Consider the following 20,171-nt stretch of genomic DNA (forward strand, 5'->3'; position numbering starts at 1 on the left):
ACCTAGCGAAGCTAGGCTAGGTGTGTGGGAGGCCTTTTTCATTAAATCCCATCCATCATAATTACGATGAAAATAAAAAAGATTGTAGAAAAACATGAGTTTCTCTACAATCTGAGCAGCTCATGAATGAGCTGCTTTTTTATGATGACTGAATTGGCGTTAATCTTTGTTCTATTTCTGCTCGTTTGTGCTCTAGAAATGGCGGAAGGGCTAATTGATCACCAAGCTCATCTACCCCTTCATCGACTGTAAACCCAGGGCCGTCTGTTGAAATTTCAAATAAGATACCATTCGGCTCTCTAAAGTAAAGGGCTTTAAAGTAGAAACGTTCCACAACACCAGAGTTCGTGAAGCCTGCTTTTGATATTTTGTCATACCATTTTTCCAGCTCCTCTGCATCTTCCACGCGAAAAGCTACGTGATGCACACTTCCTCTGCCGGAACGCTCAGAAGGTCCTTCAGCTTTTTCGATCACATGAATTTCTGTTCCAGCACCGCCATTTCCTGACTCAAAAATGGTCACGATCTCACCATCATTTGATTGTTCACGCGCTCTTTCAGTGAAGCCAAGGATGTCTGTTAAAACACGGATCGTTTTGTCCGCTTCTGCAACGGTTAATTCAACTGGACCCAAGCCTCTAATTGCAAACTCTGCCGGAATATCGTCATGCACTGGCGGTGAGCCCGCTTCTTGTGCGTTCGGTTCTACTGTTAAAAATAGCTGCTGCCCTTCTGGATCTTGAAAACGCAAGGCAGGTCTTCCGCCTCTCAAGGAAGCCGTTTCTTGCTGCACACCTGTCTCATCAAACCGCTTTTCCCAAAATGAAAGTGCTTCTTCAGAAGAAACGAGAAGGCCTGTGCTTGTGATGGCGTTTGTTCCTTTCAAACGACGGGCAAGCATTGGAATTTCAAAGAAGGTGAGCTCCGTACCCGGTGAAGCAACCTCATCTCCATAAAACAAATGATACATAGATGGGTCATCCTGATTGACAGTTTTCTTTACAAGTTTTAAGCCAAGAATCTGGCGGTAGAAATCAACATTTTTTTGAGCATTGGCTGTTAATGCAGATACGTGGTGAATCCCATTGATTTTCATTACGTTCCCTCCTATTTCAAAATATCTCGAATTCAAGATAATACCCTTATGAATAAAATAGGTCATTTTTCAAGAAAAGTCAACCATTTGGCTAGAAGTTCGGTTTCTGACGATAAAATTAACATTAAATCAAAAATAATCTTTTATCGTTCGTTTTTAAAGCAACGTTCATCCTGATATCTCCAATAAACGAACACTTTTAAATACAAATGCGAAAATCAGAAAATTTTTTTAATTCTTGTTTTCCTAAAATCGTATTACAATGAACAAAATACATGTCACAGTAACGTACGAAAGTGATGCAGGAGGTCGTGTGTAATGAACAAAGAACAACCAGCGTTAAAACAGGACATCGGCTTATTTTTTGCCCTATCTCTTGTCATCGGGACCATTATCGGGTCCGGCGTCTTTATGAAGCCAGGCAACGTCCTTTCCTATTCAGGAAGCTCAGACATCGCCTTATTTGCTTGGCTGCTAGGTGGAATTTTAACCCTTGCAGGCGGACTAACTGTTGCTGAAATTGGTACACAAATCCCTCGGACTGGCGGATTGTACGCTTATCTTGAAGAAGTGTACGGTGAGTTTTGGGGCTACTTATGCGGCTGGGTGCAGATTATCATTTACGGACCTGCCATCATTGGAGCGCTCGGTCTTTATTTTGGTTCATTATTAGCCAATTTATTTTCTCTTTCTTCTTTATGGTCGACAACAATTGGCATTATCACTGTTTTATTTTTATGTTTGATCAATATTATGGGAACGAAATACGGCGGTTTTGTACAAGGGCTGACCACCATCGGAAAGCTTGTCCCGATTGCCGCTATTATTGTGTTTGGCTTATGGAAAGGAAACGAAAATATCTTTATGGCTGTCAACGATAGTATCGCTCAAATGAACTTCGGTGCAGCGATTTTGGCTACGTTGTTTGCCTATGATGGCTGGATATTGCTTGCAGCACTTGGCGGTGAAATGAAAAACCCAGAGAAGCTGCTTCCTCGTGCAATGGCAGGCGGGATTTTAATCGTCACGGCTTGTTATCTCTTTATTAATGTCGCTCTTTTGCACGTGTTACCAGCAGATCAAATCGTCCAGCTAGGTGAAAATGCGACAAGTACTGCTGCGACAATGCTCTTTGGACCAATCGGCGGTAAGGTCATTAGTATCGGAATCATCATTAGTATCTTTGGCTGTTTGAACGGAAAGGTTCTTTCATTCCCACGTGTGATTTTCGCGATGGCTGAACGAAAGCAAATTCCTTTCGCAAACGCGATTTCGCGTATTCACCCTACCTTCAAAACACCTTGGATTGCTGTATTTGTGCAAATTTTGATCGCCATTGTGTTTATGATCGTCAGTAATCCAGAAAAGCTGTCAGAGGTTTCGATCTTCATGATCTACATCTTTTATGTCATGGCCTTTTTCGCAGTCTTTAAGCTGAGAAAACAAAATAGCGGAATGGAGCGTGCTTATAGCGTACCACTTTACCCGCTCACACCGATCGTTGCGATTATCGGTTCTTTATTCGTCTTAATCAGCACCATGATCACCGACTGGAAAAGCTGTCTAATCTCCATGCTGATCGGGATTGCTGGACTGCCTATTTATTATTATATGAAAAAAGCACAAAAAAAAGCAGAGCGCTAAACAGCGCTCTGCTATTTTTTATATTGCTTGATCACTTTGTATGATTCGTTTAAATATCTCATGAGCCGGTATGGCTTACTAAGCACGCGGATTGGGAGTCTTGAGATAAATCCATTCAAATTCGCCTTATATTCCTGCGTCATCCGCTTCGGCTTTGTCGCAATTTTTTCGTATACTTCTTTGTAAAATTCCTTCATGATGTCGACTTGCACACTGATCTTCTGATGACACTCTGTACACTCAACGCTTTTCATCTGATCATTCACATAAACGATGCTGTGGAGGGTCTCTTCTTGGCACCGAGTACAATGTAGGTTTGCTTCCATTTCGGTTTTCTTCAAGATACACAGCTCCTTTCTCGTTTGATGTTGCTCTTTTTATACAATTCGATTGCTATCAGCCGTTTATTGGACGGAAGCTTCCTTTAAAATGGCTGCCGCCGTTAGTTCGTCTGTCACCAGCACTTGAATAAAGCCGCCATTTAAAGCCCCTAAAATACTTTCAGCTTTATGGGTTCCTTCTACAACAGCGATGACCGTTTTGACGCTCTTTAACTGTTCCAGTGATAAACCAATGACCTTTTGATTCAGTTCATCTTGGACAGGTTTGCCTTGACCGTCAAAGAAACGAAAGCCAATATCACCAACAGCCCCTGATTGCCTTAAACCAGATAAATCCTCTTCCTTTAAGTAACCAACTGTTTTTAACGTTGAACCTTTATGCGGGTTGCCAATACCGATGAGGGCAATATCTACATTTCTACCTTCTTCAAGCACAGCTTCTATATCCTGCATTGCCATAAGCCGCTCTTTTAATTCTTCTGTTTCTAAAATCGCCGGAGCATATAAATAGGAACACGTGCCATTCATTTTCTTTGCCAGCTCATATGCCAGCTGATTGGCATGAATGTCAACTGCCTGCCTGCCCATTCCGCCCTCTAATGGAATGACCTTCACATCGTTTCTTCGCTCAAACGGGTATTCCTTTACAAGCTCAGCCAGTGTGGTTCCCCATGAAATGCCGATTTTCTCCGCATCTTTCATGTTTTTAGATAGATAATAGGCACCTGCTTGACCGACTGCCCGTTTCACCATCTCAGACATTGTCCCGACACTTGGGACAACGACAGCATCTGTTAATTGAAATGTTGTTTCTAGCTGCTTTTCCAGCTCCACCGTATGAATACTTTCGTCCTTAATGTACACCTCAACGATTCCCACATCTTTTGCTTTTTGTAAGAGCTTTGAAATGACTGGTCTTGAGACATTGAGCTTTTTTGCGATTTCCTGCTGCGTCCACCCGTCTGTATAATAAAGATGAGCAACTTTGACGAGCTGTCGTCTTTCTTCCCAATTCAGCATGTGACATCATCCTTTTAATATACTATGATTCCCAGTATACCAAACATTCGTTTCTAATTGGAACAATTGTTACGAAAATGACAAAAAGAGCGATTACCTCTTCGCTCTTTTTCCCTCCGTATATTTTGGCTGATACGTTCTCCCGCCGTCTAGCAGGATAATTTGTCCGTGCAAATAGCTTCCCTCGTCACTTGTGAGAAATAAAGTGAGTCCTGCGATATCCTCAGGTCTTCCTAATCTCCCAACAGGTATAAGCGATTGCAGCTGCTTTTTCTCCTCCTCAGTAGGATAGAGCGTATCAAGCATTTGAGATTCAATCACACGGGGTGCAATCACATTGATACGCACCTGGTGTGCCCCTAATTCCTTTACAAGCGAACGCATCAGGCCAAAAGCACCTGCTTTTGAGGCGTAATACTGAATTCCGCCGCCTGAGCCAGTTATAGCAGATCCTGATCCAATCATGACAATGCTTCCTTCTTGCCGCTCACATATATAAGGTGCTGACGCTTTGATGCAATAATAAAGACCATACAAGTTCACAGCCAGTGTCTTTTTCCAAAGTGAAAAATCGACTTCTAAAAAAGGAAGTGATTTTGTCATCCCTGCTGAATACACAAGATGAGCAATGCCGCCTAGCTCCCTTTCAGCTGCTGAGATCATCTGCTGAACACTTTCCCACGATGAAACGTCAGCTTGAAATGTCAGCAGCTCAGAGTGCTGTTTTTTTAAAAGTGAAAGTCCTTGTTCATCTATATCGGACACAGCCACTCTGTATCCTTCTTTTAAAAAACGCTCGGCAATTTCCTTTCCAATCCCTTGGGCACCGCCAACGATGAGAACTGGTTTTTGATCATTATCCAGCACTCTCACCCCCATCAAGCATAATCGCTGCACCATCTGTAAAAGCGCCATATGATGTACTTAAAAAGACCGTCATATGGGCCACAGTCTCCTTGATTTGCTCTGTGTCAGGAACCAAATGGAGAGGAGGCGGTAATAAGGCGAGCACACGGATACCTTTGTCTTTAAATTCTCGCGCCAGCCCTTTTGTCATGGCATTCAGCATAGAATTCGATGTAGCATGTGAGATCCCGCCATCACCTGTAATACTGCCTGATGACGATATATTAATAATACAGCCTTGCTTCTGGTCCACCATGTGCCATACGGCGGCTTGACTGGAAAGAAAGACAGTATTCACAGCTGATTCCACTTCGTCCACCCATTTATCAGGGTGAGCGGCATCAAGCTCCGCTTCCGCTCCTTGCGCTGCTTGATTGACCAAAATATCTAGTTTCCCGCATGTATCGATCACTTGCCTCAGCATACGCGTGGCATCACGCGATGTTTCTAGCGGGTTCATGATGATACTCGCCTGACCGCCCATTTTTTGAATGTCTTCATAAATGGATCTAGCCTTTGATTCATCATAAAATGTGTGTAAAAAAACATGTGCACCTGCCCGGGCTAAAGCCAGGCAGATGGCTTCTCCAAATCCATCTGTGCTACCTGTCACAAGTGCCGCTTTCTGATGAAGCTGGACGTGCACATGCATCTCCTCCCTATCCCTTGTTTGGCATTTATTTTCTCAGCTTACTCACGATATCAAGAGCTGCTTCATAAAAACCTTCTGAGATGGTCGGATGCGGATGAATCATTTTCGCCATCTCTTCTGCTGTTCCTTCTAAATACATAAAGGAGGAAGCTTCTGAAATCATCTCTGTGACGTGCGGACCAACCATCGTCGCGCCGATTACTTCACCATATGCTGTATCGTACACCAATTTAATAAAGCCTGATTGAACACCTGCCGCTAGCGCTTTACCGCTAGCCGCTAAATCAAATCGTTCTGTTTGTACGTGAAGCCCTTTGGCTTTTGCCTCTTTCTCCGTAAGACCGACACTTGCTACCTCTGGTAATGTATAAATACATCTAGGCATAATATCAGCATTCATTTTTTCATGCTCACCACAAATATTGCTGACTGCAACGGCTGCCTCTGCCATCGCCGCATGAGCCAGCTGATAGCCGCCAGCGACATCCCCAACTGCATATACACCCTTAGCACTTGTCTGCATCTGATCATTCACCTTGATAAACGGATCATCCAGTTGAAGATCAAGCTGGCTAACAGCTGATACATTCGGTCTTCTTCCAACGCAGACAAGCAGTCTTTCCGCCGTAAAGATGTGTGTCTCCCCTTTATCATCTGTTGCATGAACCGCTTTGACTCCTTCGCTTTCCGTTACCTCTGTCACAGTGGTTTTCTTCGCGATATGGATGCCCTTTTTCTTCAATTCTCTTTCTAGCAGCTTAGATGCTTCTTCATCCTCTTGCGGAATAATGGACGGTGCTGCTTCAATAATGGTGACTTTTGATTGAAGACTCTGGAAAATACATGCAAGCTCAAGCCCAATGACACCTCCGCCAATGATGACGACAGAAGCTGGGATATCTGAGATGTCAAAGATCGTATCACTTGTATCAAATTGAATGTCTCTAAGCCCCGGTATTGGCGGAATGGCCGGTGTAGATCCGGTGGCAATGATCAGTTCTTTCGTTTCAATCGATTGTGATCCACCTTGTTTTTCAATCTCAATCCGATGCTTTGTCACAGCTGTGCCTCTGCCATTATACACATCAATCTTTCCTTGCTTTAATAAAAAGGCGATTCCGCCTCTGAGCTTTTCAATGACGTCATCTTTGCGCTTTCTCATTTTATCGAAGGAAAGGATCATGTCACCTGTTTCGATTCCCCAGCTTTTCGCCTTTTCAATGGATTCAATCACTTCTGCATGTTTCAGCAGGGTCTTTGAAGGGATACAGCCTCGATTTAAACAAGTACCGCCTAAAAAATCCTCTTCAATCAAAGCAACCTTCCGTCCGCGCTCAGCTGCTTGAAGGGCGGCAGTATACCCGCCAGGTCCTCCGCCAATGACTGTCAGATCATACGTTTTCGTCATCCGATTCATCTCCTACATTAGCAATTCAAATGGTTGTTCAAGCACTTTTTTAAGGTCTGTTAAAAAGTCAGCCGCTGGTGCGCCATCTACGACTCGGTGATCAAACGATAAACTGACCCCCATCATTGGCCGCACCTGAATCTCTCCATCTACCACAACAGGTTTATCTTGAATGCGTCCTACACCTAAAATTGCCACTTCTGGCTGATTAATAATCGGGGTAAAAGTATCAATGGCATACATGCCTAAGTTACTAATCGTAAAAGTGGACCCTTTCAGCTGGTCTGGCAGCAGTTTTTGATCACGTGCGTTTTTGCCAATTTCTTTCGCTTCTTTTGTCAGTTGTTTTAATCCTTTTTGATTCGCATGAGAAATGACTGGTACCATCAAGCCGTCTTTCACCGCAACAGCGAGACCAATGTGTACATCTTCATGGAAATGGAGCTCATTTTGTTCAAATGTCATATTGATATGCGGGTGGCGCGTGAGTACATGGCTGACCGCATGAATGATGATTTCTGTAAACGACAATCGGTAGCCTGTCTCTTTTTCAATCGCTGGTAGTAGCTGCTGACGCACTTCTTTTGCTTTCGTCATATCAATTTCACTTGTTAATGTGACGTGCGGTGCTGTAAAGGCACTTTGTGACATGCGATCAGCAATCACTTTTCTCATCCCAGCTAGTTTTTGTGTTTTCACAGGCGAAGCCTCTGCTGTTTGTGCTGCTGCTTTTACATCACTCTTCATGATTTTGCCATGAGCGCCAGATCCAGAAACTGCTGCTAAATCGATTCCTTCACGAGCAGCGACTTTTTCTGCAAGCGGTGAGACGCGCTGGTCTTTCTCGCTAGAATGAACGACTGCCTCGACGTCCCGCTTTTGGACTCTGCCTTTTGGCCCTGTGCCAGATACCTCTTGAATCGCCACATGATGATCCTTTGCCGTTTTTCTCGCTGCGGGCGTGGCACGTACTTTTTCATCAGATGTTTTTGGGGCTTCAGTAGAACTGGATGAAGCTGTGTCTGGTGAAGACGATTCGCTGCTTTCTGAGGAATCTTCATCTGCCTGTGCTGGCGGCTCGCTTGGTACCTGTTCATTTGCCTCTCCGATATATCCAATAACAGCATTAACTGGAATTTGATCATCAGCTTCGTAGTATTTCTTTAGAAAAATGCCGTCATCATAGGCTTCCACCTCGATGTTGATCTTGTCTGTCATAATTTCAAAAAGAGGCTCACCGATTTCAACCGAATCTCCTTCTTCTTTAAACCATTGAAGCAAGGTTCCGATCTCCATCGTACTGCTTAACTTCGGCATAAATATCTCTTTTGGCATGATCTTCTCCCCTTTATTTAAGAGCGTACAAGCTCTTTTGCTGCTTCAATAATATCTGGTACTTGTGGAATGACCGCTTTTTCCAGTGTCGGGTTGTATGGTATTGGGACTGCAAGACCGCCAAGTCGTTTAATCGGCGCATCTAAGTAGTCAAACGCTTCACTTTCCGCTATCATACTTGCAATCTCTCCGCCGTAGCCGCCTCGTTTGACCGCCTCATGAACCACGATACATTTACCTGTTTTCTTCACAGATTCGATTATGGTTTCTTCATCTAATGGGACGAGTGTTCTTGGATCAATGATTTCAACATCGATTCCCTCTGCTTCTAGTTCCTTCGCCGCTTCTAACGCTTTGTGTACCATAATCGCTGTTGCTACAATCGTGACGTCCTTCCCGCTTCTTTTCACATCAGCTTTCCCTAAAGGAATCGAATAAGGCTCTTCAGGCACTTCGCCGATTGTTTTATATAAAAGCTTATGCTCGTAGAAAATGACAGGGTTGTCATCATCCATTGCTGCTTTTAAAAGTCCTTTGGCATCATAAGCTGTTGAAGGCTGAACCACCTTTAGTCCCGGAATATGAGCCATCCACGCTTCTAAGCTTTGTGAATGCTGCGCTGCGGCACCCGTCCCTGATCCTGCTGGTGTTCTCACAACGAGCGGCACTTTTCCTTTTCCGCCAAACATGTATCGTGTTTTGGCCGCTTGGTTTACAAGCTGATCCATCGCGATTGTAATAAAGTCAGAGAATTGAAGTTCTAAAATCGGACGCATACCGGTCAAAGCCGCTCCGACTGCGCCTCCTGCGATGGCTGCCTCTGAGATCGGTGTATTACGTACACGCTCTGGACCGAATTCTTCAATCATGCCGCGCGTGACCCCAAAAGCGCCGCCATATACGCCGATATCCTCACCTAAAATGAATACATCTTGGTTCTCTCTCATTTCCTGACTCATAGCCTCTCGAACGGCTTCTAAATATGAAATCTCTCTCACTGTTGTTTTTGTCACGTGATTCCCCTCCTAATTAGGCGTATACATCCTCTAATAGTGTATCGATTGACGGTTCTTTACTGTTTTTGGCGAATTCAACAGACGCTTCAATTTCCTGTTTCGCTTCTTCCTGTAAAACCGCTGCCTGCTCTTCTGTCAAAACATTCAGTTCAATCAAGAGAGACTTAAAGCGTTTGATTCCGTCTTTTTGTCTCCACTCTGTTTCTTCTTCACGTGTACGGTATTTTTTCGCATCACTCTTAGAGTGACCTTTCCAGCGATACGTTTTCATTTCAATAAGTGATGGACCTTCTCCAGCTCTTGCGCGTCTGACTGCTTCATCTACTGTGTTCATAATCTCGACCATGTCATTTCCATCAATCGATTTTCCTGGTATTCCGTAGCTTTCTGCTCTTGTTGAAATGTCTTCAATGTTGATCATTTCTTTTACAGGGCCAGACATGCCGTACTGGTTGTTTTCACAAATGAACACAACAGGCAGATCCCAAATGGATGCAAGATTTAGCGCTTCGTGAAAGCTGCCTTCATTTGTGGCACCATCTCCGAAGAAACAAAGAACAACAAAGCCTTCCTGTTTCATTTTAGATGTAAGTGCCGCGCCTGTTGCCAGCGGGATACCGCCGCCAACGATTCCATTTGCGCCAAGGTTCCCTTTTTCTAAATCAGCAATATGCATCGAGCCGCCTTTTCCTTTGCAATAGCCAGTCTCACGTCCGAATAGTTCTGCCATCATTTTATTGACCTCTGCACCTTTTGCAATACAGTGACCATGTCCACGGTGTGTGCTGACGATCTTATCTTCATTCTTTAATACGGCAATCGATCCAACAGCTGACGCTTCCTGTCCGACACATAAGTGAGTGGTTCCATGGATAAGTCCTTTGGCAAAGAATTGATCGACCTTTTCATCAAAATATCTCACCAACCACATTTGTTTATATAAATCTGCTAATCTCTCATGACTAATCTGTCCAGGCAAAGTGATTTGTTTTTGCATTTATTCTCTCCCCTTTACATTTGTTCTTGTGTGTTACATTTGTAATTTGTAATTATCATACGTTTAAGTATCATTGAAGTCAAGCATTTCTCTTTCATTTTTAAGCGTTTTCATCTTTTATCAGAAAAAAAGAGAAAGGCAAAGCCCTTTTCTAAAGAACTTCTCTTTCTCTTCCAATCTCTTACGTTCTCATTCATCTGGATACATCATGATTTTGACACTCTCACCTTCAGGGTGCCTTGCGCATTCTATCGCCTGAAGGAGCTGACTTAACGGATAACGGTGCGTCACCATCTTTTCTGTGTTGACTACTTTTGCCCTTAGAAGTTCAAGGGCTTCACGATAGTGATAAGGATGCGAGGAATAGGCTCCTACGACTTTCACTTCATCATGGAAAAACCGATCAGCCGGAATGGAGACGTCTCCCTTTGGAAAATGAGCAAACACTAAAATCGTTCCACCTCTCGCTACCGCTTGAAACGCTTCTTTTAAAAGCGCACTGCTCCCAACAGATATCATGACGAGGTCTGCTCCCTTTCCATTTGTTTCTCTCATGACCCGGTCTTCCACCGGCTCAGAGGCTGGATGAAAAGCAACATCTGCACCTAAATTTCTCGCTTGCAGCAGCCGGTTCTCATTCACATCCGTTATCATCACTTTCCCAGCCAAGTAATGTTTGGCGAGCTGTAGTTGGATACAGCCAATTTGCCCTGCTCCAAGGATCAGCACAGAATCTCCTGGATGAACAGGTGCTCGTTCAAACCCGTGGAGGCAGCAGGCGACTGGCTCCACCATTGCCCCTTGCTCATATGAGACGTCCTTCGGGAGCTTGCCCATTGTGTGCTTGACATGCAATGCAGGTACGCGGATATACTCTGAAAACCCGCCTGGCTCTACATTAGTGGCTGCAAACTGCGGACACATTGTATAAAATCCCTTTTGACAAAAGTCACAGGTAAAGCAAGGCACATGGTGCGCAACATAAACCCTGTCTCCCGTTCGGATATTTGTCACATGCTTTCCGGTTTCAACAATATCACCAGCTATTTCGTGCCCTAGCACCGTTCCAGAGGGTACCGTCTCATGTGTTGCCTTGTAAATATCCGTTCCGCATAAGCCGCAGGCACGCATTCTTAATAGCACTTCATCATCACCAATCGCAGGCCGGTTCCGCTCCTCATACCGAATGTTCTCTGAAGAATAAAAGACAGCTGATTTCATGTAGCTGCATCCTCCTTTTCATCACCCTTCGCAAAATCCTGCAACGTTTGCACAAGCTGCTTGTACTCACTCATCTCACTGGATATCCAGTAACGTCCTCCGAATATGCGCGATGGGCCCACCCTGACATAGACTTTCCCGATATGAGGATATGGCTTGATAAAAAGCTTTCCTTTAATATCAGAGACCGCATATGTGTGCCATCTGCCAAAAGCGCCGATTTTCAGCTTATCTTCACTAATGATGACGTTTGTCGGCTGGTTCAGTCCAGTAAAACTAGAAAGCATGAGGATAGGCAGCGTATAAACGCCTAACACAGCTAACGGCTCAGGTCCTGCTGACATTAACGTATAAAGAGACCAGAGGAAAAACAGACAGATGAGCACGGCTGGAAGAAAAATAGACAACACTGCAGACGTTCGGCTATAAGCATGATGCTGCATGAGACGTCCTCCTTTCAGTGGAAGGAGCCGCGAAAGCTCCTCAATGGAATGAGTGTTTACTTAATATGATCGATGATTTTTTCAATATCATCTTCAATGCCAAATCCGGTTAAAAAGGATAATGTTTGAATCACAGGCGTTCCTTTCGTATCACTCACTGGCGTGGTCGTCACGATTAAATCGGCGCCCTCCGCTTTTTGCGGGACTTCAGATGCCTTACACTGTTCCACCACAACATCATATCCTTTTTCCTTTAACGTCTCTTCAACCTTTTTTGCAACAACCGTTGAAGTTGCAACCGCCGTTCCGCATGAAACCAATATTTTCTTTGCCATAAGAATCCCTCCAGCTCGTTTATTGTTCTTTCTGATCTAAGCCCATTTCTTTCGCATACTGCTTTTTAATATCATTTCGCACCCAGTACCATAGAAGCGCATAAGCCAGAGCACAGATGATGGCTGCAATAAAGTACGGGTTGCTCGGATCAAGAAGTCTCACCATGATCCAAGGAATGACGTGGGAACCAAGGTCAATACCTGAAATCATGTTGGCCCCTTCTGGGAAATCAAAGCCGACTGCTTTCCCCATTGTTGTCGCAAGCGGTGCGAGATTCGTTGCGATAAAGAAGACAATCATCAATGTAAAAATGCTGTTAATAAGACCGCGAATAATATTTCCACGAGCGGCTGCTACTGCCCAAACAACTGTAAATGGAAGAACCGATAAGTCTGCAAACGGGAGCATGCCATTGTAAGGCAGAACGACAGCAAGTAAAATCGTAATCGGCACCATGAGAAGGGCTACCGCCATATTCGCCGGATGACCAATCACAATCGCTGTATCTAAACCAATATAGACATTTTTCCCAGGGAAACGCTTTTGAATATAAGAACGAGCGCCCTCAGAGATTGGAATAAGACCTTCCATTAATAACGCAACCATTCTTGGCATTAGTACAAGAACTGCTGCCATTTGAATACCAAGCGTCATGACGCCTTTCGCATCATAGCCGCCTAGAAGACCAATAATGATACCAAGTATGAGACCCATCACAAGCGGTTCGCCAAAAATGCCAAAACGTTTCTTCAATGTTTCTGGATCAGCATGAATTTTGTTTAAGCCAGGGATCTTGTCAATGATACGGTTGGACGCATACATAAGCGGCGCGAAGTTGACCGTTTCAGCATGAGCCATCGATACGCCTTTTAATCCAAAATGGTGTTCGATTGTCGGTGCCGTCCAATCGGCTAATTTAAGCGTGATAGCAGAGACGATTAAACCAACAGCAAGGGCCAAGAACATATTATGATAAGCGTAGTAAGTCACAGAGGCTGCGAAAATCAAATGCCAGAAGTTCCAAATATCCACATTCAGCGTTTTCGTAAAGTTAACGGACAATAAGATGACATTTAACAAAAGCACAAGAGGAATCATCAAAGGGGCAACGGGTGTACCAAAGGATATAGCAGCTCCAATCGGCCATCCAACATCCAAAATATCGAGCTTTAGCCCAAGGGAATTAACCATGGCTTTTGCTGCTGGCCCAAGGCCGCTCACAAGCAAATTAATGACAAGATTGACACCGACAAAGCCAATGCCGATCGTAATACCGGCTCGGAAGGATTTCTTAAAGCCTTGCCTTAAAATCATACCGAAAATCGTCATAATAATCGGGAGCATAATAGTTGGCCCAAGGTCTAATATAAAATCGACAGCTTGCTTGATCATACATCCACCTCCTGGATTTTTCAGATAAAGCGCTTACATTTTTTTGTGAAAGGCTATTGGTTTAATTCTTGCTCAAGCACGTCAACCGCTTCTTCATACGATGTCATGTGAGACAGCCTCGTCATCACTTCTTCTTTTCTAAAAAGTGTCATGAGCTTCTCTAACATCACGAGCTGCTTACTAGGTTCAGAGATTGCTAGGACGAACACAATTTTGGCTAGCACAGTTTCATCAGGGCTCCCCATCTTGTGAAACATAACAGGTTCCTTTAAAGTGGCTACACTAATCGCAGGTTTGTTCACATGCTCAGGATCTGTATGTGGAATCGCTACCCCAAAGGTCGCAAGTGGAAGGCCTGTAGGATATGTTTTTTCTCTTTCAAGCACGGCAGGTAAAAAGCTCGATTTAATGTATCCTCCCGCTTCTAATCGTTCTGCTAAATATGTGGTCACCTCCTCTCTCGAAGATGCATCGTACTGCAGCTTGATCAGCTGTTCATCTAACTCAAACAAGTTGTTCAAACAACCACCCCTTTCATTTGGCATAAATATGAACACATGTAACAAAAAGAAAGAACATTTTGGAATAGAACCTTATATAAAGCGCTTACAATTACACATCCCAAAAAATGTTCAACGTTGTTACCTTTGTAAAGATATTATAATATTCGAAATTATAAGTCAATGTTCCTAAGAAAAATTTTATAAAAAAAGATGCAGTCTTTGCTTCATCTTTCTTCAAATCTGCTCTACTTCTTATTAAATGTGACTTCCTCTCTCTAAAAGCTCATGTACTTGCTCTTTGATGTCAGCAACAACCTTGTCATTCATACGCAAAAAAGGCCCTTAGCCATTGAAATACATCACAGTCCTGTACTTCAAATGGCCAAGAGCCTTCGGTTGTCTGATCAGCTATGTATGATTCAAACTATTCTCAGTTTTCTACTCTGTTTTCCTTATATTTAGACAAAAAAGAAACGCCATCCTCAAGAGGCGCTTCTTTTCCCGGGAAATGTTCTTAATCGGCAGAGAGTTTTAAATTGACGCCAACAGCAGTCCCGTTTCTCGAGGAGTCAGCCACTCCAGTAAAGGTTCCTGCTTTTCGATCAATGAGTAGAGCTTGAACATTTCCTATATCAATAGGCGAGCTGCCAAAACGATGCCCCATATCATTAAGCTTTGTTCTCACATCGAGAGGGACACCTACTTCATAACGATAAGAAGTTGGGCTGTTTGTATAAATCCTTGGTTCTTCAACTGCATCCTGAAGCTCCATGTCATATTCAAGCAAATTCAATATGGTTTGTGAAACAGAAGCAATGATGGTCGTTCCTCCCGGTGAACCTACTGTCATGACAGGCTCGTTATCTTTAAATATGATGGTCGGTGTCATACTGGATAATGGACGTTTATTCGGCTGAACTTCATTTGCTCCGCCAGGTCTTGCATCAAAATCTGTTAGTTCATTGTTTAAGAAAAATCCATATTCCGGGACGAGAATCCCTGTACCAAATAACTGTTCAATGGTTGTTGTGAATGACACAACATTTCCCCACTGATCGGCAACAGTAAAATGTGTGGTCTCACCAATGGTTTTATCTTCTGGCTGCGGGACAATAGGGGATGGGGTTTTTTCATCCTCATACGCCCATGGATCTCCTTCTTTCGGGTTACGATTCATTTGATCTAATTCAATAAGAGAGGCTCTTTCTGAAATGTAATCATCGTCTAATAGTCCTTTTAGTGGAACATCTACGAATTCGGGGTCGCCGGCATATGCAGCACGGTCAGCATAGGAGAGATGCATCGTTTCAGCAAGCAGCTGATATTTTTCGAATGATTTGGGGTCATATTGAGATAGGTTAAAGTGATCAAGTATTTTGAGCATTTGCAGCATAAACACCCCGCCTGAGCTTGGTGGAGGCATACTTGCAAGCTGATATCCTTTATAGTCTCCCCAGATAGGCTTGTCAGTCTTGACCTCATAACGATCAATGTCATCAGTTGTCATCGTTCCGCCAAAATCTTGGACTGTATTTGCAAGTGCCTTTGCTACTTTTCCTTCATAAAATGCTTTGCTTCCTTTTTTCGCAATGAGCTTAAATGTTTTTGCAAGACCTGGCTGAACTAGGAGGTCCCCTTCTTTGAGCGGCTGATCATCTGGAAGAAAGATTGGCGCTGCGGCCGTTTTTTTCAATTTTCCTTGATGATCATCAATGGCTTTTGCCAGGACAGAATCGATTTCAAATCCATCCTCTGCAAGCTGAATGGAAGGCTTAATCAATTCCTTCATCGAGCGGGTCCCCCACTTATCTAATGCCGCCTCAAGACCTTTTACAGTCCCTGGAACACCAACAGCATTACCGTGTGTGGATCGCTCAGCGAACGGGATGACTTTCCCCTCATCTGTTAAAAACATGTCTGGTGTTGCGCCTTGTGGTGCTCTTTCTCGACTATTGATGATGGATGTTTCTTTAGTCTTCCCATCATAAACCATCATAAATCCTCCGCCGCCAATTCCAGACATCATTGGCTCTGTCACATTCAGTGCGTACTGGATGGCAACAGCAGCGTCAACAGCGTTTCCACCTTTCTTTAAAACATCTGCCCCCACTTCTGATGCGAGCGGGTGGGCAGTAGCCACCATGCCATCTTTCCCAACAGCTACTTTATTCCCATGAGTTTCGGTTGCAGTGACCTGACTGACAGGCAGAAAAAACGAGAAAACCAGCAGACATATGGACAAAATAGTTAAAGAAATGCGTTTCATACACAACACCCCTTCCATATTCTTACTTTGACCATACCGACTTCTTGACCAGAATACAATAGATTATTCTAAAATTTCTAAAATTTTCATTCTATCATCCTATATTCATCAAATATAAAGCGGATTTTCAAAACATATGACATACTTACTCAGTAGGGATAAAGACACTATACTTCCATGTATTTGATTTCACGGTATAATAAACACATCACAAAGGGGGAAGAATGATGAATCAGAAAAGCACCTTATTTTGGGAAACATATTGGGAAGAAAAATCAGAAAGTGCACCAATTGACGCGTCTGTTTCCGCTTGGGCATTTGGAGCAGACCCAGATCATTTGCTTGACCTTGTTCTGCGAGGGAAAAAAACAGCGACTTGTTCTGGACACCTTTTTTACGAAAAGGAACAGGAGCCGCTTCCAAAGGCAGGACAATATGCGGTCATTTTGGACAGCCATGACGAACCAAAAGCCATCATAGAGATCACGCATGTAGATGTCATGCCAATGAATGAGGTTCCAGAATCATTTGCACAAGCAGAAGGTGAAGGCGATCTTTCATATAACTATTGGTACAGAGCCCATCAAGAATTTTTTACAGAAGCACTCAAACCGTACGGATTAGAATTTAAAGAAGACATGCTCCTTGTTTGCGAGCGATTTAAACTTGTTTATTCAGCTTCTTAAGCTTTAAGCGGCGCCAAAAATGGACCGCTTTTTTCATTTCTTTTCTCCTTTCTGAAAAAGGTGTGTTGAGAACACATCTTTAGGTCAGAATAAGATCAAATAGAAAAAGTGAAGAAATTTTCGACTACACCTGTTTTTTTTCGACAAAAGAATATATAATTATTTGATGTGTGCATTGTCTCATTTATACAATGGAGGGTTTTTACATGTTAAAAAGGAAAAAAGACAAGTTTTCCGTCTTGTTAACGGAAATTGCTAAAAATTTAGATGAAACTGCTGAGTATTTTGTTAGCTATAAAGTAACAAATCAAACCACTCTGAAAGAATTTTCTGACACATTGAAGGAATATGAGACAAAAGGTGATAATCATGTTCATACTATGATTAAAGAGCTGAACAAAGCCTTTATTACACCGATTGAACGTGAAGACATTCTTCAATTGACGAATAGCCTCGACGATGTTTTAGATGGAATTGAGCATTTTTCAGCGACAATGGAAATTTATTCAATGACAAGCTCTGACGAACATATCGACAAATTCAGCCACTACATCAGAGAATGTGCAAAGGAAATTTTAATTACAATTGATTTACTGGCTGAAAATCGCTTAAAAGATATTCAACCACACGCAATCAAAATCAAAGAGATCGAGCATAATTGTGACAATCTTTATCGTAAATCACTAAAGAACTTGTTTGGAAAAGAAACTGATCCAATCAAGGTCATTCAATACAAAGAAATTTACGAAACACTTGAAGAAATCGCTGATTCCTGTCAAAGTGTTGCCAACAATCTAGAAACAATCATTATGAAGAATGCGTAACGGGGTTAGTTAAACATGGACACATTACTCATCCTTACCATATTTATTGTCATTTGTGCACTTGCTTTTGATTTCATCAACGGATTTCACGATACAGCAAATGCCATTGCCACTTCGGTTTCAACAAAGGCGTTAAAGCCTAGACATGCTATTATTATGGCAGCGTTCATGAACTTCTTAGGAGCAATGACATTTACAGGTGTGGCAAAGTCCATCACAAAAGACATCGCAGATCCTTTTACACTTCAAAACGGTTCTGTTGTCATTTTGGCTGCTTTAATTGCGGCCATTACTTGGAACTTGCTTACTTGGTATTACGGGATTCCGAGTAGTTCTTCACATGCACTGATCGGATCAATTGCAGGAGCTGTTATTGCCTCTGCTGGTTTTGGCGCTTTAAACTATTCGGGATTCATTAAAATCATTCAAGCACTATTGCTTTCACCTATCCTAGCTTTCGTATTGGGATATATCGTGTATACCATTATCAAATTTGTATTCAGAAACAACAATCTCGCAAAAACAAATAAACAATTCCGACGTGTTCAAATTTTAACTGCTGCACTGCAATCGTATACCCACGGAACAAACGATGCGCAAAAAGCGATGGGAATTATTACGATGGCTTTAATTGCAGGTAATTTGCATACAACAGACGACATTCCATTCTGGGTACAATTCTCTTGTGCGCTTGCAATGGGACTAGGTACTTCTATTGGCGGCTGGAAGATTATTAAAACAGTCGGCGGTAAAATTATGAAAATTCGTCCAGTAAACGGAGTATCTGCCGATTTAACGGGTGCAGCGATTATCTTCGGTGCGACATTTATTCACTTACCTGTTAGTACCACTCACGTGATCTCATCTTCTATTCTAGGTGTAGGTTCTGCACACAGAGTAAAAGGAGTAAACTGGGGTACGGCAAAACGCATGCTTGTCACTTGGGTGATCACATTACCGATTTCAGGAACTCTAGGGGCTCTTATATACTTTGTGTTAAATGCGATTATCTAATATCAAAGACCTGTCTGACAGGTCTTTTTTTATTTGCCCGCACACTTCAACACCTTGTTCCTACAAGCCATTTTTTCATGAAGCAGGGTTTCCAATCATATCCATAGAAATAAATAAGTATCCATCTGTCTATGGGAGAGAAGAACATGCTACTATTTTTTCAATTGACCGTGTGGTTATTGCTAGGTGCCCTTGCTGTATATGTATTTGCCGTATGGCGTTTTGAACAAAAAGTAAAAGAAAAGATGTTTGCCATTCGAAAAACGTGGTATTGGATTTATGTAGCTGGTGCTGTTGTGTACTGGACAAATGACCCTTCTTCAATCTTCACCGATTGGATGCACTACTTGATTATTGCTGTTTTTTTTGCATTAACCGATGCATTCATCTTTCTCAGCTCCTATATTAAAAAACTCGGAAATCACGAACTGGAAACCGACACCCACCAACTCCTAGAACAAAATAACGATCTACTTCATTCTTACCTCAACAAACTAAAAACGTACCAATACCTATTGAAAAACGAACCGATCCATGTATATTATGGAAGTGTAGAGGCATATATAGAGGGAATTGAACGGCTCATTTATTCTTTTGCCGACAAGATGAATATTCAAGCGGTTCTTTGTCCATACGATACGCAGGAACAAAAAGATGACCTGCTGCGGACACTTGACCAGCGAGCTCTTATTCAGGCGAAGCTTGACAGGCAGGAAGTCTATTACGATGATTTCGGCAAATTGGTGCTCATCCCGTTTTCCGTAGCAGATGATCACTTTGTCATTAAGCTCACCTCTGATGAGATTGTCACTGAGTTCGACTATTTATTAATGACGTCACTTACAACAATTTATGACCTAATCTTGCCTGACGAAGAGGAAGGTGATGAAGATGGACCACGCACTTCAAGGGAATAACAACAATCGCAAGAAAAACCCTTTTAAGATTTTAAAGAAAAAGCACCATATCAGTATGGCGGATTACAAAGTAAGCCCCCATACAGAGCGTATTTTCAAAAAGAATGAACAGCTCTTGGATGAGTATAAAAATAAAAGGGCTTGATTACACTAA

21 protein-coding genes are annotated in these 20,171 nt (G+C 42.8%); 6 read left to right on the forward strand and 15 right to left on the reverse strand.

Going from position 1 to position 20,171, the window contains the following annotated elements; translation table 11 throughout:
- Nucleotides 1-139: 139 nt before the first annotated feature.
- Nucleotides 140-1,096, reverse strand: a complete 957-nt coding sequence (locus ACP7A0_RS18270) for a ring-cleaving dioxygenase (RefSeq protein WP_066031000.1) — start codon at nucleotides 1,094-1,096, stop codon at nucleotides 140-142.
- Between the two features lie 318 nt (nucleotides 1,097-1,414).
- Here ACP7A0_RS18270 and ACP7A0_RS18275 point away from each other — a divergent pair, with 318 nt between their 5' ends.
- Nucleotides 1,415-2,740 (forward strand): APC family permease, encoded by a 1,326-nt coding sequence (locus ACP7A0_RS18275; RefSeq protein WP_060596076.1) that lies wholly within the window; start codon nucleotides 1,415-1,417, stop codon nucleotides 2,738-2,740.
- A gap of 11 nt (nucleotides 2,741-2,751) precedes the next feature.
- Here ACP7A0_RS18275 and ACP7A0_RS18280 read toward each other — a convergent pair whose 3' ends face one another.
- The 14 genes from ACP7A0_RS18280 to ggt all read right to left on the reverse strand — a co-directional run bounded on the left by ACP7A0_RS18280 (nucleotide 2,752) and on the right by ggt (nucleotide 16,576).
- Nucleotides 2,752-3,081 carry a hypothetical protein gene (locus tag ACP7A0_RS18280; protein WP_008358910.1) on the reverse strand — a complete coding sequence of 110 codons (330 nt, stop codon included), beginning with the start codon at nucleotides 3,079-3,081 and terminating at the stop codon, nucleotides 2,752-2,754.
- A 63-nt stretch (nucleotides 3,082-3,144) separates the two neighbouring features.
- Nucleotides 3,145-4,101: a sugar-binding transcriptional regulator gene (locus tag ACP7A0_RS18285; protein ID WP_034663059.1), complete on the reverse strand. Its 957-nt coding sequence runs from the start codon at nucleotides 4,099-4,101 to the stop codon at nucleotides 3,145-3,147.
- A gap of 93 nt (nucleotides 4,102-4,194) precedes the next feature.
- Complete coding sequence (locus ACP7A0_RS18290) at nucleotides 4,195-4,980, reverse strand: SDR family NAD(P)-dependent oxidoreductase (protein ID WP_066031001.1); 786 nt, start codon at nucleotides 4,978-4,980, stop codon at nucleotides 4,195-4,197.
- Complete coding sequence (locus ACP7A0_RS18295) at nucleotides 4,958-5,659, reverse strand: SDR family NAD(P)-dependent oxidoreductase (RefSeq protein WP_426005961.1); 702 nt, start codon at nucleotides 5,657-5,659, stop codon at nucleotides 4,958-4,960. The genes ACP7A0_RS18290 and ACP7A0_RS18295 overlap by 23 nt, the downstream gene beginning before the upstream one ends.
- 25 nt (nucleotides 5,660-5,684) lie before the next feature.
- A complete protein-coding gene (gene lpdA / locus ACP7A0_RS18300) occupies nucleotides 5,685-7,067 on the reverse strand; it encodes a dihydrolipoyl dehydrogenase (protein WP_426005963.1) in 1,383 nt (460 codons plus the stop codon).
- A 12-nt stretch (nucleotides 7,068-7,079) separates the two neighbouring features.
- Nucleotides 7,080-8,402, reverse strand: a complete 1,323-nt coding sequence (locus tag ACP7A0_RS18305) for a dihydrolipoamide acetyltransferase family protein (RefSeq protein ID WP_226509434.1) — start codon at nucleotides 8,400-8,402, stop codon at nucleotides 7,080-7,082.
- Between the two features lie 17 nt (nucleotides 8,403-8,419).
- Nucleotides 8,420-9,400, reverse strand: a complete 981-nt coding sequence (locus ACP7A0_RS18310) for an alpha-ketoacid dehydrogenase subunit beta (protein ID WP_034620051.1) — start codon at nucleotides 9,398-9,400, stop codon at nucleotides 8,420-8,422.
- A 31-nt stretch (nucleotides 9,401-9,431) separates the two neighbouring features.
- The gene (locus ACP7A0_RS18315) at nucleotides 9,432-10,415 is read right to left on the reverse strand and encodes a thiamine pyrophosphate-dependent dehydrogenase E1 component subunit alpha (RefSeq protein WP_426005965.1); all 984 of its coding nucleotides are present in this window, start codon (nucleotides 10,413-10,415) and stop codon (nucleotides 9,432-9,434) included.
- 189 nt (nucleotides 10,416-10,604) lie between these two features.
- Nucleotides 10,605-11,636, reverse strand: coding sequence for an alcohol dehydrogenase catalytic domain-containing protein (locus ACP7A0_RS18320; protein WP_095285044.1), 1,032 nt, complete (start codon nucleotides 11,634-11,636; stop codon nucleotides 10,605-10,607).
- Entirely contained in the window at nucleotides 11,633-12,079 is a 447-nt protein-coding gene (locus ACP7A0_RS18325) for a hypothetical protein (RefSeq protein WP_106037833.1), read from the reverse strand. Before ACP7A0_RS18325 ends, ACP7A0_RS18320 begins: the two co-directional genes overlap by 4 nt.
- 56 nt (nucleotides 12,080-12,135) lie before the next feature.
- Nucleotides 12,136-12,414 (reverse strand): PTS sugar transporter subunit IIB, encoded by a 279-nt coding sequence (locus tag ACP7A0_RS18330; RefSeq protein WP_003212259.1) that lies wholly within the window; start codon nucleotides 12,412-12,414, stop codon nucleotides 12,136-12,138.
- Between the two features lie 19 nt (nucleotides 12,415-12,433).
- Nucleotides 12,434-13,807, reverse strand: a complete 1,374-nt coding sequence (locus tag ACP7A0_RS18335; protein WP_095285043.1) for a PTS galactitol transporter subunit IIC — start codon at nucleotides 13,805-13,807, stop codon at nucleotides 12,434-12,436.
- Nucleotides 13,808-13,860: 53 nt separating this feature from the next.
- Complete coding sequence (locus tag ACP7A0_RS18340) at nucleotides 13,861-14,328, reverse strand: PTS sugar transporter subunit IIA (RefSeq protein ID WP_095285042.1); 468 nt, start codon at nucleotides 14,326-14,328, stop codon at nucleotides 13,861-13,863.
- A 496-nt stretch (nucleotides 14,329-14,824) separates the two neighbouring features.
- Nucleotides 14,825-16,576, reverse strand: coding sequence for a gamma-glutamyltransferase (ggt, locus tag ACP7A0_RS18345; RefSeq protein ID WP_106037834.1), 1,752 nt, complete (start codon nucleotides 16,574-16,576; stop codon nucleotides 14,825-14,827).
- A gap of 227 nt (nucleotides 16,577-16,803) precedes the next feature.
- On the opposite strand from ggt, the gene ACP7A0_RS18350 reads away from it, so the two are divergent.
- The 5 genes from ACP7A0_RS18350 (at nucleotide 16,804) to ACP7A0_RS18370 (ending at nucleotide 20,162) form a co-directional block, all read left to right on the forward strand.
- On the forward strand, nucleotides 16,804-17,262 hold the full coding sequence (locus ACP7A0_RS18350; RefSeq protein WP_060596067.1) for an ASCH domain-containing protein: 459 nt from the start codon (nucleotides 16,804-16,806) through the stop codon (nucleotides 17,260-17,262).
- A 206-nt stretch (nucleotides 17,263-17,468) separates the two neighbouring features.
- On the forward strand, nucleotides 17,469-18,086 hold the full coding sequence (locus tag ACP7A0_RS18355) for a DUF47 domain-containing protein (RefSeq protein WP_003212390.1): 618 nt from the start codon (nucleotides 17,469-17,471) through the stop codon (nucleotides 18,084-18,086).
- 15 nt (nucleotides 18,087-18,101) lie between these two features.
- A complete protein-coding gene (locus tag ACP7A0_RS18360; protein WP_034663089.1) occupies nucleotides 18,102-19,100 on the forward strand; it encodes an inorganic phosphate transporter in 999 nt (332 codons plus the stop codon).
- Between the two features lie 146 nt (nucleotides 19,101-19,246).
- Nucleotides 19,247-20,017 carry a type II toxin-antitoxin system SpoIISA family toxin gene (locus ACP7A0_RS18365; protein ID WP_034663092.1) on the forward strand — a complete coding sequence of 257 codons (771 nt, stop codon included), beginning with the start codon at nucleotides 19,247-19,249 and terminating at the stop codon, nucleotides 20,015-20,017.
- Nucleotides 19,992-20,162 carry a type II toxin-antitoxin system SpoIISB family antitoxin gene (locus tag ACP7A0_RS18370; RefSeq protein WP_034663884.1) on the forward strand — a complete coding sequence of 57 codons (171 nt, stop codon included), beginning with the start codon at nucleotides 19,992-19,994 and terminating at the stop codon, nucleotides 20,160-20,162. The genes ACP7A0_RS18365 and ACP7A0_RS18370 overlap by 26 nt, the downstream gene beginning before the upstream one ends.
- Nucleotides 20,163-20,171: the final 9 nt, after the last annotated feature.

Source organism: Bacillus sp. DWP3-1 (genome assembly GCF_049896565.1).
Classification (GTDB): Bacteria; Bacillota; Bacilli; order Bacillales; family Bacillaceae; genus Bacillus.